Below are 11,848 nucleotides of genomic sequence, written 5' to 3' on the forward strand. Positions count from 1 at the left end.
ACTCCAGTTAGTTGTAATAAATAGGATAAATATTAATAAATAGAAAAATCAGGCAGCCGATGATGGCGGTAAATCAGCAACCAACCGTAAAGACATACTTAATCCTTCTAATTGGAAATGCGGCCTTAAATAGGCTACAGCCCGATATGTTCCCGGTGATCCAGGAACTTCAACAACATCAACTCTTGCCTCCCGTAATGGGTGACTCGCTTTTATTTCCGCACCAACGGTATCAGAGCCAACAATATATTGGTTGATCCAGTTTTGCAGATAAGATTGACATTCTCCGCGGGACATAAAACTGCCCACTTTGTCACGCACAATCATTTTCAAATAATGGGCGAAACGAGATGTTGTCATAATATATTGCAATTGGGTTGATAATTTTGCGTTGGCATTTGCCAGGTCAGAATTATATTTTCTCGGCTTATTTGGTGACTGTACCGAAAAAAATGCGGCATAGTCAGTTCCTTTATAATAAACCAGAGGAATGAACCCTAATTCTGCTAACTCTTTTTCGCGGCGATCAGAGATAGCCACCTCAGTCGGGCATTGCAGCACATTTTCACCGGACACAGAGGTATAGTGATACGCTGGCAATGCTTCGACCAATCCTCCGCCTTCTACACCACGGATCGCAGCACACCAACCATACTGTTCAAATGCAGCCACCATACGGCCTGCCAGTGCATAGGCGGCGTTAATCCACAGATAACTACCGCTATCCCCTTCTTTTACCTGCTCTTCGAAGCAGAATTGTTCAACCGGGATGGTTTTTGCCCCATAAGGCAAACGGCCAATTACTCGTGGTAACGTCAAGCCGACATAACGAGAGTCATCAGATTCCCGGAAGCGTTTCCAACGCAGATAATCGGATGTTGCAAGCAGTTTGGATAAATCACGTGGACGTGGTAGTTCACCAAAATCATTCAGCCCCAACATGCCCGCGTTGACTGAACTGATAAACGGCGCATGGGCGGCTGCGGCCACATGAGAAATCTGCTCCAGTAAGTAGAGATCTTCCGGGCTGTTATCAAAGTCAAAATCACCGACAAATGCGGAATAAGGTTCACCACCAAAGGTACCGTATTCATATTCATACACATTTTTAAACAGCATTGACTGATCGAAATCCGATGCCGATTTAAAATCTTTAATCAAATCGGTTTTCGTCGCGTTCAACATGCGGATTTGGGTATTATCCGTTTCGCTTTGGTCAAGTAATCCTTTAAGCCCTACCCAAGAAGATTCCAGACGCTGAAATTCCGGGTGATGTAATACCAGACTCAGTTGAGCGGACATCAGCGCATCAATCGCGGCGATACGTTCGTCAATGCTGTTTACCAAATCGCCGGAAACCACCAGTGAACCGGAGGTGACTTCGGCCAGAAACTGGTCGAGCTGGCTTTTTACCCGATCACGATCGGCTTCTCGACGAATGGCTTGGGTGTTATCAATAATTTGATCAAGAAAATCACCACTTGTTTCCGTCGTTTTCAATTCTTGTTGTTCAACAACGCTCTGTTCCATACTGCCCTCACTGTGCATTGTTATTTTCCGGGATATTGCTATTTTCCGGGGTGACGTCATCTGCTCTATTTTCTATGGCAGCGGTTTCTGCTTCTTCATTTGCTTGCGGTAATTTATCCGCATGTTCAGCTAGAATTTCCGCCAGACGGTCACGCAATTTTTCATTGCTCAATGCACGGCCTTTCAAATCACTGAGTTTGCCGCGTACCTCTAATAAATGACGAAGCGGTTCTATCTGTTTCGCCAAATTCTCTGGGGTAAAGTCAGCCATTGATTTAAATTGCAAATCGACATTCATAAATCCGCTCTGACCCGGCAGCGCACTTTCAACCTGTAATTCCAATGAAGGTGATAAACCTTCCATCACTGCATTAAAATTATCTTTATCAACCTGCATAAAACGACGTTCACGCATGGGAATAGATTGCTCAGCAAATTGCCCAATAACGCCAATAACCAAAGGCAATTCTTTTTTCTCGACCGCGCCACCTAATTCAACATCATAAGTAATCTGAACTCGGGGCGGTCTGACTTTATCAAGCTTACGTTGAGTATTCATGGCACCTTTTACCTTTATATATGACAGGAAGTGCAAACTTACGTTAAACCGCACCAAACCTGATTAATGGTCTATTTCAGTAAGTATTATGAGATAGACAGTAAGTAGCCGAATTAAGATGAGAAATAGATGAAGAGATCAATTAACGTTATTGATAGTAAGTTAATATGCTGTGACACATTTAATGATATTCAAAACCCACCGTATTTCGGCGGGGAATAAATTCTCACGGATATTGACTTAATGCAATAGCCGTAGAGTGAAACATAATGTTTTGGATTTTATATTATTCTGTAACTAATTGTATTTATGGTAAAAAATCGATAAGGTACATTGTGGTAAAAATGCATTTTCATACTTGTCTTATTTTTTATATCGCCGTTTTTAATAGTCAGAATCTGACGAGTCAGAAAAGTAGAAATATAGATGGAATTAGAGTTTGATTTAATCTTGGATGAGTCGTAGAAAGAAAATAAAATACTTTGCAAGTTTTTATTAGATAAAAGCGCTGATTAAAAACAGCGCTTTATTGATATTTGATTTTGTTTTTTTAAGCTAATTAAGTTTGTCGCTAATGAAATATCAACCTGATTTATATTAACCATTAACTTTAAGCGAACTCTTTGATTTTCAGGGATTGCATGAGGTGGTTATTATGGTACTGTGTTTGGAACGTTTAATATTGAGGTTATGACACCGGCCATTGCCATTAGGAGAGTGAGAAATGAGTGAAACATCAACCTATCCATTGCGATTACCGAAATCTCTAAGAGAGGAAGTCACCAGAGTGGCAAAGCGTGATCGTACCAGCGTTAACCAGTTTATTGCTATCGCAGTTGCGGAAAAAATTTCTGCTCTGGAAACTGAGCAATTTTTTTCAGACCGTGCCAAAGCTGCTGATATAAAAGCATTCCGGGATACCCTATTCCGGATAGGTGGAGAAGCGCCTCGTTCTGATGATGAATTTGTTCATCGATAACATACTGAAACTTTTTCAGAGCATAGGAACTGTATTCTTGTCATCTGGTTTTCCAAATATGATGACGATGCTCAATCCAAACTTCGAGCGTGTCTAGAAAGCAATAAAAGCTCATCTTACCTGATGAGCTTTTATTATCCGTGAAAATGATTTTGCTAGCGCCAGGTGTCATGATAAACGATGATATTATTCATAACTAATATGGCTATGGCGATTCCAGTATCTAAGATATATTCTTGTGTTATTATTCCGCTTTTACGATGTAATTAAAGGCGATATTTCGAGGGCGGGTTTCTGTGGCTGCGCGTGCGACAAGTGATGAATCGAAATTGACCACTCTTCCGTAGTCTCCCCCATCAAGTGTATTGCCTCTATGTGTACTATCCCCAAGTGAAAATGCTCCAGCGGCGTTAATAACAACAGCTCTGATAGTTGTAAATGTTCCCGTAATTTTTTGAATGGCATCCTCTTGAGATGTTAAAATTACACGCTTAGCATCCACACCGCGCCCATCATCCCAACCACGAATAAATTCGCCTCTTAAATCGGGTAATCTGCCATCAGGATAAGCTTCTGCTAACTTTGGGTACTGTAATTTATTAAAAGCGGAACCATTACAAGTGAAATAGCCGATAGGTGGATGGGGCAATGGCCAAGGAATAGGAGCACCAACAGGAATCTCACTGGTTGTCTTAATCAATCTATCCACCTCTGCTCGGGTGTATACTTCTGACCGAGTGTATACCTCTGTTCTAGTATATGCTCCCACATCACTCGCATTCAGATTAATATCCTCAGTCAACGCCTTACCATTTATTTTCCGGCTATTAGGCACTTTGCCATCAGTGGCTATTTGTTTTAATGCTCGATTTAGTTGGGTGGTGAGTTTATCTATATCACCATCATCCAGAACATCATCGCCAGATTGTGTCGCAATAAAATTAGCTACCACAGAGGCTATTGTTGATGATTGGCGTAATGTCTTATTTAATACATGCGTAGAGATATTGTCTGGTGGAAACCCTTCCTGCAAACTCTTATCTGCTTCATATCTTTCTTGACTCACTATATTAGAATCATTTCTAATGGAAAAAGGTTTAAAATCATTTTTTGGGCTCATACATCCCTCTTAAATTAAATTATTTTCTTATGTAATTAATACATTGAATTATTGTATAGATAACTCTATCCATTGGAGATAATCATAGTTTAGTTCAAAAAAATAATAATGGATTATTTTTATAACTTACAGGATTGATTATTTTTGTATAAGAATGAAATAAAAAATAATGCATGTGAATTATTATTTCACTGAAAAATAAACCTATATGACAATAAAGTTAAAATATGAAAATGATTTTATTTGAATAATAACGGAAATAAAAAATAGATGGCAATGATTTGGTAAATGTTTTTTCAAATTTGTAAAATAATATTTCAATGTTCTGCTTTGATTTTATTTTCAATAAATATCTCAATATGCATGTTTATTTCTTATTTAATATAAGCATGCATATTTAAATATTTCATCATCCTTAAACCCAAGGATTTAGTATTGGCACGCCGGTCAATTCAAAATCAATCACATTTCGTGTGACGACAGTCATACCATGAACCAACGCGGTGGCGGCGTAGATTACGTTCAAATTCAGCCAACGTGCCAAGCGCAAGTGAAAAACGGAGGTTTTTTTACCTAGTAGTAAAGCGGAGATTTCATGATATAGTATTAAAAGGTATTACCTTCTAATATTTAGGTGGAAGAAAATGGCAACCTCAGTAAAACTTGACGATAACTTGAAAAGCCGGATCCAGTATTTGGCAGAAGTGCGACATCGTTCAGCTCATTGGATAATGCGTGAAGCTATACGTGACTATGTAGAGCGCGAGGAAAAGCGTGAATCTTTCAAACAGGATGCATTGCGTGCTTGGGAAGCGTATCAAGAGAATGGACTACACCTGACGCTTGAAGAAGCGGACGACTGGTTAGCTAAGCTCGAAGCAGGAGAAGATGCGGAGTTACCTGAATGCCACGTTTGATTTGGTCTCCGCCTGCTCTCGCTGATATACAGCGGCTCTATGGTTTTCTTGCTAAAAAAGACAAAGACACTGCTCGTCGAGCTATTAAAACAATACGTGCTGGCGTGAAAATGCTGGCACGTCAGCCTGAAGCAGGACGCCCTGCTGACGATATGGATCCGGCATTCCGAGAATGGCTTATTGATTTTGGAAGTAGTGGCTATATCGCCTTGTATCGGATTGAGGGTGAAACAGCAACAATTTTTGCTGTACGGCATCAAAAAGAGGCCGGATATTAAAATCAGACAGATGACGGCTAATGAGAAATAATCACCACTACCGGTTTTATACCTACTACCCAACATGCATATTTAAATATTTCATCATCCTTAAACCCAAGGATTTAGTATTTTTCGTGTGACGACAGTCATACCATGAACCAACGCGGTGGAGACGATAAGTGCATCACGCTCTGAGCATGGATTTGGAATATGCAACCGGGCACACCGCTGAGCCACAGCCATACTGGGGCGGGGCTCAGCACGGTCCCCGAGGGCGAGGGGCAAAAGGGAAATGCCCTTTCGTTGCGGCAGTTTCAATGAATGAAAAGGGCCACCCTATGTTCATGCGTTTCAGCGTTGTGAAAGGGTTTAGGTTTAAGACCGGGGAACTTACCCGTTGGCTAAAGAGCCCCAAAAGTTGAAGTATAGCGTCCAACTTTTGGGGTGCAGATCAATTAAGCCCCTGTGAAATGAAGTTTCAGCCCTAACGCTTTTGTTATTTTCATCATAGCGCTGAATGTTGGATTACCTTTTCCTGAAAGAGCATGATATAGCCCTTCTCTGGACATACCGACCTCTCTTGAAAGCTGGCTCATGTTTCTGGCTCTGGCAATATCACCCAGCGCAGACAGTACCAATGCCGGATCACCATCTTCCATAATTTCATTAAGATACATTTGCATTTCTTCTTCACTGTTTAAGTGTTCTGCAATATCATATTCTTTCAGTTTCATAGCTCCCCCTCAATCTCTTTGTAAATGGCTTTTGCTCTGGCTATATCTTTTTGCTGTGTACTTTTATCTCCCCCACACAACAAAACAACGATTACTTTTCCGTGATTTTTTAGATAAACCCTGTAGCCTTTACCTTCATGAATCCGCATTTCTGAAAACCCTTCCCCTACTGGCTCTATATCGCCAGAATTACCGTTTTTCAGTCTGCGAATTCGTGCCTGAATCTTTGTTTTTACCCTGATGTCTTTCAGGGCATCAATCCAGTTATCAAATGTTTCTGTACTTAATACAGTTATCATTCCTTTGCCCCTTATACTTCGATAATTAAAGTATACGCCATATTTCCTTATCGTCAAATATATCTGACACAATAAAGGGGCAGAAAATGCCCCTTTATTGTGTGCCACATCAGATACGTTAATCGTGACAAAGTTAGACAGACTCGCGCGTTCAGTGGATTACTTATCGCAAATCGCCAGTCGCTTTCAGAGTGAGAATATCGATTTGGTCGTCCTAGATCAAAATATTGTTCCCTGAGTTCCCCATCTGGCCCTACATACTTATAAAGAGTCTGTCTGCTAATCCCAAGCTCTTCACATAATTCAGATACGCTACAATCTCTACTCTTCATGGAAGCTTGTGGCAAGCGAACCTGAGATTTTGTGAGTTTAAAAGAACGTCCGCCTTCACGTCCTCTTGCTCTGGCCGCTGCCAGCCCATGCCGGAAAAGCAAAGTTGACCAATGGAATGGTGATACCGGCTAATAACAACGAACGCCGCAACGGGGAATGTTTCATATTTGGTTCTCGTAACTCGTAATATAGATAATAAAAAAACGCATTATAGAGAGAAAAAATTAATGTCGCACTATTTTTAATAAAATTTTATTATGGCGATTTTTATCATTATAAGTATTGTGTTTAATCTGCGATATAATGTTAAATAATCTTTAATTTAATGCGATGGTAATTATAAAGTTCGTTGTTAAATAGAAAGTCAATATATTGTATTTGTGAATTTCTTATTAAAGAAATTATATTAAACATCTATTCTAATCAATAAGGTATTTATAGAGAATAACGGGTTTTAATTTTCTTTTTCTAACCAATTAAGTGAATCAGCGATAAGAGTTTTTTCTCTTAATTTACATGTTTATATTTATTTTATGTGCACTAAATGGAATTAACCAATCTCTCTTTATAATGTTATGGACTATAGCTCTTCATTAATTTAGTCACTTTAGAAAACTATCAACGATGATAATAGATATGTCAGCGTGTTTATTCTCACTCGCGAGACCGCTTAGCATATAAACTTGATTTATTCAATTAAAGTTTTGTAAAAATATTAAATTTTCATTATGGCTCACTAATTTATAAATTTTTAGATAATTACTCTTTAAATGATCTCCGTCAATCTATACTTACCTAGTCAGTTAATACTTTTAGAACACTTTTTTAACTTTATTTTAACTTAATAAGGATATGCATCATGGGTGTTTTTCAGTACAAAGACTTTGATGACACTACTTCCAAAGAGTTATTTTCCGACGCAAAAACTATCTCCGGGTATGCTTACCATAATCTGGGTAGCGGATTTGCCGAGGGGTATTACAATTATGGTTTTGGTTTGGGGATGCCATTAACGTTGTTGACCGCAATTCTCGGCAGCACGACATCGCAGGGCATCACACCTAAATTGCCTTGGAATCCGGACGCAGAAAAGCAAGCACAAGATAAACTCAATGACGCAGGATGGTTTACTATCAGTGCTGATGAGTTAGGTTATCAGGGCAAAACGGATGCCCGCGGTACTTTTTTCGGCGAAAAATCAAGTCATTCCACTGCTCAGGCAGAGGTAATGGGAAAATATGATGCTGATGGTAATTTGATTTCTATTGGCATTGCGTTTCGCGGTACGAGTGGTCCCCGAGAGTCAATTATTACCGATACATTCGGCGACATTATGAATAATGTGTTGGTCGCTTTAGGTAAGAAAGACTATTCGAATGACTACGCGCCAAACGCTTTCGGTCGGCTGCTGGACCATGTCGCTAATTATGCCAAAGCTCATGGTTTGACGGGCAGTGACGTTTTGGTCAGCGGCCATAGTTTGGGTGGGTTAGCTGTGAATAGTATGGCGGAGTCTAGCGATACAAAATGGGGGGGATTCTACTCCCAGTCGAATTATATCTCTTTCGCTTCGCCATCACAGTATGAGAAAGGTAACAAAGTGCTGAACGTGGGATACGAGAATGATCCCGTATTCCGCGTATTAAACGGCACTAGCGTTGATTCATTCTCTCCGGGTGTTCACGATGTACCAAGGGATTCGGCGACAAATAATATTGTTAATTTTAACGATCATTATGCGTCAGATTGGTGGAATGTCTTGCCCTTCTCTATTGCTAATCCGTCAACTTGGGTTTCGCATGTGACGCCATTTTATCAGAGCGGCATGCAACGTATTATGGATTCAACGTTCTACGATCTGACTCATAAAGACTCTACTATTGTTGTCAGTAATCTTTCCAACGTCACCCGTGAAAATACCTGGGTGCAGGATTTGAACCGGAATGCTGAGAAACACACGGGGAGTACTTTTATTATCGGTACCGACGGCAACGACCTAATTAAAGGTGGTAAAGGAAATGATTATCTGGAAGGGCGCGACGGCAATGATATCTTCCGTGATGATGGCGGATTTAACATTGTTGCCGGCGGGAAAGGCCATAATACCTTTGACTTACAGAAGTCACTAAAAAATGCAGAAATAGCCTATGACCAGGCAGGTACATTGTATATGCGTGATGCACAAGGCGGTATCACCATTGCTACGGATATTTCCACTATAAGAAGTAAAGAAAGTACCTGGCTGTTTTTGACTAAACAGGTGGATTCTCAAGTCAGGGCCGATGGTTTGTATTCCAACAGCGGATTGAAGACGAAATATGCCAATTCAGTCACAGGCAACGATGGGAATGATACTCTGACTTCTAAAACCTCCGGTAGCTGGCTGTTCGGTCTGGATGGCGATGATACGTTGATCGGCTTCGGCAACAATAATGTCTTCGTCGGTGGTGAAGGTAATGATGTTCTGAAAAGTCAGGGTAATAACAATACCTTCCTGTTCAGTGGTGATTTTGGACAAGACATCATCTATGGTTACAACAAGACGGATAAACTGGTGTTCTTGGGTACCGAAGGCAGCAGTGATAAAAGTAATTATCTGGATCATGCTTCTATGGTGGATAATGATCTGGTGTTTACCTTCGGGCAAAACTCAGTCACTCTGGTTGGCGTCAGCATGGATAGCTTATCGGTGGATAACATAATATTGGCATAACATATACCCAAGAAACTTCAAGATGCAGTTTTTAGCACCTGAAAATGGTCGTTAATTCTAGACATCAGCGAGTCCGCTATATCCGGTAGCGTTGTGGTGAAAAATTTGAAGACGTTGTCTCGAAATTCATGTTTATCCGCGAAATAACGGTTATTTCGAACCTGTTCATTCATGACCTTCCATAATCGTTCTATCGGGTTTAAATTTGGACTATAGGGAGGAAGGTAATGTAACTCAATATTGCTAACATAAGCCCACTCCTTCACAAGATGAGCTTTGTTGTAACCCGCTCCATCCACAATAAGGTGAATTTTTTGATGATAGTCAGGATAAGACTTTCTTATTTCATTGAAAAAACAGCAAATGTTGTAGTCGTTGATGGTCTGATATTCCTGGAACACCGTACGACCAATGGCATTCAGGTTGAGGGCACCCAATATATTCAGGCGAGTCCGGCTTCCTGTTGTTTTGACGGTTTTTTTCTCGCCTTTTCGCATCCAGCCATAACTGAGTTTGGTGCCTTGAGTCGGGTGAACAGCATCAAGAAAAAGGATGGGTTCGTCTTTCGCTGTGACTTTAAGATTCTCATAATATTCAATAAATTGTCGCTGTTTTTCTGCGTCGAATTTATGAGGGACGCCACAAGGTTTTTTATAAGAAAAACCCTGACGGTGTAGCCATTTATTCATGCCGGGAATGCTAAAGGTAATATTCCAGAGCTGAGCAACATAGGCCACGATTTCATGGGTGTGATGGAAAAGATGTTGAGATAAGTGATTGATTAAAAAATCAGTTTGTTCTCGGGAAAGCAAACTATCAGACCCTCCATTATCAGATTTAAGTTTACCTTGATTAAGGTAATCACTGATATGGCGGTCAACGGTGGTCTGATGGAGTCGCAATGCCTGGGCTATCATCACAGAACTCCACCCTTCAGAAGCCAGAAGGATCGCTTTTATTCTGTCTCGTACCTGACCATCACGAGTGGTGTCGTGAAGACGTTCAAGTTTGATTTTTTGTTCTGATGTAATAAATATTTTCATAGCGAGGATAATGATCTCCATTTCGGATAAAATCAAGCATCTTCAATGATTACGGGTATATATACCCAATGGATTTCAAGATGGATCGCGACGGCAAGGGAGTGAATCCCCGGGAGCATAGCAAACTATGTGACCGGGGTGAGTGAGCGCAGCCAACAAAGAGGCAACTTGAAAGATGACGGGTATAAATCATGCGATACCCCAATTATATGGGGTGGCCATGTCAAAATGGCCATCTTTTTTTAGAGTCAGCTAAATAGTCAACATGGTAAAACAGAGATTTTCATTTATTTTCCGACCATGATATTTTCTGTTAATAAAGTGTGACTAACGGCATATTTCGCCTGCCATGCTTTAGGATTGATCAAATAATGTTGCCGGAAGCGTTTAGAAAAATGGCTTGGACTGGCGTAACCTACTGCGGTAGAAACATCAATAACACTCATGCCTTTTTTCAATAAATCTTCTGCGGTCGTCATGCGGACGTTTTCCAGATATTGATGGAAAGTGCGAAAAACAACCGCACGAAATCCCTCTTTTAATTTCCGTTCATTTAAACCAACCGCTCTTGATAATGATTTTATTGTCCAAGGGTAATGATAATCACTGTTAATTATTTTTATTGCATTATAAACGGCGCGGCGTTGTAACCCGTTGACCATATTATATTGGCAATCATAAACTTGAGACGCCACACAAGCGAGTATTTCTAACGCTTTTGCCTTTAAATAAACCTTTCTTACATTGCCACTTAATTGGCACTCTTCTATTTGGTTCACTATTTGCATAAATGGTGGGTAGATGGGAGATGCCATCATCAATACATCACTGTAACTGGCGTTCTTTTCAAAACCTGCCGCTAATTGAGTAAAAGGTGGCAATTCCTGAGCTGCAATTTCGTTCAATGAAAAACGAATGTCGAGTATATGCCATGATCCGCAGCCAAAGAAGTTCATGCCTCGCGTCATTTTAGGTGAATAGAAAAATATCATCATTCCCGAATGAATATCTAATTCATCACCGTTTTCAATCGCCATTTTTCCTCTCCCGTTTAAAATAAACGCAATTGACACCGTTGGCGGCCCTTCACAATATTCTGTGACATCTTTGTTGAGTTCAAAGCGTAGCCGGTTTATGTGAATGCCGTCAGATAATTCCTCAATCAGTACAGGTGTACTTTTACTATTTTTATCCTCATGTGAATAATTACAATAATCAGCAGTGAAAACTTCTAATTTTTCACTATAGATTGTCTTCATGAGACCCCCTGTAGAATTAGCATTAGATGCTAGTTAAAAATTGTTTCCGTACTTAAAACAGTATTTTTTACATATTAAAGACATTATATTTTTACTGTGTAT

Annotated in this window: 12 protein-coding genes and 3 pseudogenes; 6 read left to right on the plus strand and 9 right to left on the minus strand. The window is 40.1% G+C overall.

The genetic code is table 11. From position 1 onward, the window contains the following. Window positions 1-48: 48 nt before the first annotated feature. Together tssC and tssB are read right to left on the minus strand one after the other, a co-directional pair. Entirely contained in the window at window positions 49-1,530 is a 1,482-nt protein-coding gene (gene tssC / locus PluTT01m_RS11905; RefSeq protein WP_011146548.1) for a type VI secretion system contractile sheath large subunit, read from the minus strand. A gap of 7 nt (window positions 1,531-1,537) precedes the next feature. Next, window positions 1,538-2,089 (minus strand): type VI secretion system contractile sheath small subunit, encoded by a 552-nt coding sequence (gene tssB / locus PluTT01m_RS11910; RefSeq protein WP_011146549.1) that lies wholly within the window; start codon window positions 2,087-2,089, stop codon window positions 1,538-1,540. 724 nt (window positions 2,090-2,813) lie between these two features. Between tssB and PluTT01m_RS11915 the strand changes: the two genes are divergently transcribed. Then, window positions 2,814-3,068 carry a hypothetical protein gene (locus PluTT01m_RS11915; protein WP_011146550.1) on the plus strand — a complete coding sequence of 85 codons (255 nt, stop codon included), beginning with the start codon at window positions 2,814-2,816 and terminating at the stop codon, window positions 3,066-3,068. Window positions 3,069-3,312: 244 nt separating this feature from the next. Here the strand turns inward: PluTT01m_RS11915 and PluTT01m_RS11920 are convergent, their stop codons facing one another. Both PluTT01m_RS11920 and PluTT01m_RS27515 read right to left on the minus strand, forming a co-directional pair. Next, window positions 3,313-4,188, minus strand: coding sequence for a phage tail protein (locus tag PluTT01m_RS11920; protein WP_011146551.1), 876 nt, complete (start codon window positions 4,186-4,188; stop codon window positions 3,313-3,315). A gap of 415 nt (window positions 4,189-4,603) precedes the next feature. After that, window positions 4,604-4,711: pseudogene (locus PluTT01m_RS27515) on the minus strand (VapC toxin family PIN domain ribonuclease); the annotation flags it as partial. Window positions 4,712-4,832: 121 nt separating this feature from the next. On the opposite strand from PluTT01m_RS27515, the gene PluTT01m_RS11930 reads away from it, so the two are divergent. The 3 genes and pseudogenes from PluTT01m_RS11930 to PluTT01m_RS11945 form a co-directional block, all read left to right on the plus strand. Continuing rightward, window positions 4,833-5,105: a CopG family ribbon-helix-helix protein gene (locus PluTT01m_RS11930; RefSeq protein ID WP_011146552.1), complete on the plus strand. Its 273-nt coding sequence runs from the start codon at window positions 4,833-4,835 to the stop codon at window positions 5,103-5,105. Next, the gene (locus PluTT01m_RS11935) at window positions 5,093-5,383 is read left to right on the plus strand and encodes a type II toxin-antitoxin system RelE/ParE family toxin (protein ID WP_011146553.1); all 291 of its coding nucleotides are present in this window, start codon (window positions 5,093-5,095) and stop codon (window positions 5,381-5,383) included. Before PluTT01m_RS11930 ends, PluTT01m_RS11935 begins: the two co-directional genes overlap by 13 nt. A gap of 224 nt (window positions 5,384-5,607) precedes the next feature. After that, window positions 5,608-5,784: pseudogene (locus tag PluTT01m_RS11945) on the plus strand (IS1595 family transposase); the annotation flags it as partial. 36 nt (window positions 5,785-5,820) lie between these two features. On the opposite strand, the gene PluTT01m_RS11950 reads toward PluTT01m_RS11945, so the two are convergent. Further along, window positions 5,821-6,099 carry an addiction module antidote protein gene (locus PluTT01m_RS11950; protein ID WP_011146554.1) on the minus strand — a complete coding sequence of 93 codons (279 nt, stop codon included), beginning with the start codon at window positions 6,097-6,099 and terminating at the stop codon, window positions 5,821-5,823. Next, entirely contained in the window at window positions 6,096-6,398 is a 303-nt protein-coding gene (locus tag PluTT01m_RS11955) for a type II toxin-antitoxin system RelE/ParE family toxin (RefSeq protein ID WP_011146555.1), read from the minus strand. The genes PluTT01m_RS11950 and PluTT01m_RS11955 overlap by 4 nt, the downstream gene beginning before the upstream one ends. A gap of 97 nt (window positions 6,399-6,495) precedes the next feature. Here PluTT01m_RS11955 and PluTT01m_RS27890 point away from each other — a divergent pair, with 97 nt between their 5' ends. After that, the gene (locus PluTT01m_RS27890) at window positions 6,496-6,636 is read left to right on the plus strand and encodes a recombinase family protein (protein WP_082302859.1); all 141 of its coding nucleotides are present in this window, start codon (window positions 6,496-6,498) and stop codon (window positions 6,634-6,636) included. A 170-nt stretch (window positions 6,637-6,806) separates the two neighbouring features. Here the strand turns inward: PluTT01m_RS27890 and PluTT01m_RS11970 are convergent. Continuing rightward, window positions 6,807-6,896, minus strand: a pseudogene (locus tag PluTT01m_RS11970) (class A beta-lactamase); the annotation flags it as partial. A gap of 694 nt (window positions 6,897-7,590) precedes the next feature. On the opposite strand from PluTT01m_RS11970, the gene PluTT01m_RS11975 reads away from it, so the two are divergent. Continuing rightward, window positions 7,591-9,444: a polyurethane esterase gene (locus tag PluTT01m_RS11975; RefSeq protein WP_011146556.1), complete on the plus strand. Its 1,854-nt coding sequence runs from the start codon at window positions 7,591-7,593 to the stop codon at window positions 9,442-9,444. Between the two features lie 17 nt (window positions 9,445-9,461). On the opposite strand, the gene PluTT01m_RS11980 is transcribed toward PluTT01m_RS11975, so the two are convergent. Together PluTT01m_RS11980 and PluTT01m_RS11985 are read right to left on the minus strand one after the other, a co-directional pair. Beyond that, the gene (locus PluTT01m_RS11980) at window positions 9,462-10,487 is read right to left on the minus strand and encodes an IS630-like element ISPlu3 family transposase (RefSeq protein WP_011146066.1); all 1,026 of its coding nucleotides are present in this window, start codon (window positions 10,485-10,487) and stop codon (window positions 9,462-9,464) included. A 287-nt stretch (window positions 10,488-10,774) separates the two neighbouring features. Continuing rightward, complete coding sequence (locus PluTT01m_RS11985) at window positions 10,775-11,746, minus strand: helix-turn-helix transcriptional regulator (RefSeq protein WP_011146557.1); 972 nt, start codon at window positions 11,744-11,746, stop codon at window positions 10,775-10,777. Between the last annotated feature and the right edge of the window lie 102 nt (window positions 11,747-11,848).

Source organism: Photorhabdus laumondii subsp. laumondii, from assembly GCF_003343245.1.
GTDB classification, from domain to species: Bacteria; Pseudomonadota; Gammaproteobacteria; order Enterobacterales; family Enterobacteriaceae; genus Photorhabdus; species Photorhabdus laumondii.

Bases quoted from the DNA above. Each gene is read 5' to 3' on its own strand.
- PluTT01m_RS11930 (WP_011146552.1), top strand. From the start codon at position 4,833: ATGGCAACCTCAGTAAAACTTGACGATAACTTGAAAAGCCGGATCCAG.
- PluTT01m_RS11920 (WP_011146551.1), bottom strand. From the start codon at position 4,188: ATGAGCCCAAAAAATGATTTTAAACCTTTTTCCATTAGAAATGATTCT.
- PluTT01m_RS11955 (WP_011146555.1), bottom strand. From the start codon at position 6,398: ATGATAACTGTATTAAGTACAGAAACATTTGATAACTGGATTGATGCC.
- PluTT01m_RS11975 (WP_011146556.1), top strand. From the start codon at position 7,591: ATGGGTGTTTTTCAGTACAAAGACTTTGATGACACTACTTCCAAAGAG.
- PluTT01m_RS11950 (WP_011146554.1), bottom strand. From the start codon at position 6,099: ATGAAACTGAAAGAATATGATATTGCAGAACACTTAAACAGTGAAGAA.
- PluTT01m_RS11980 (WP_011146066.1), bottom strand. From the start codon at position 10,487: ATGAAAATATTTATTACATCAGAACAAAAAATCAAACTTGAACGTCTT.
- tssC (WP_011146548.1), bottom strand. From the start codon at position 1,530: ATGGAACAGAGCGTTGTTGAACAACAAGAATTGAAAACGACGGAAACA.
- PluTT01m_RS11985 (WP_011146557.1), bottom strand. From the start codon at position 11,746: ATGAAGACAATCTATAGTGAAAAATTAGAAGTTTTCACTGCTGATTAT.
- PluTT01m_RS11935 (WP_011146553.1), top strand. From the start codon at position 5,093: ATGCCACGTTTGATTTGGTCTCCGCCTGCTCTCGCTGATATACAGCGG.
- PluTT01m_RS11915 (WP_011146550.1), top strand. From the start codon at position 2,814: ATGAGTGAAACATCAACCTATCCATTGCGATTACCGAAATCTCTAAGA.
- tssB (WP_011146549.1), bottom strand. From the start codon at position 2,089: ATGAATACTCAACGTAAGCTTGATAAAGTCAGACCGCCCCGAGTTCAG.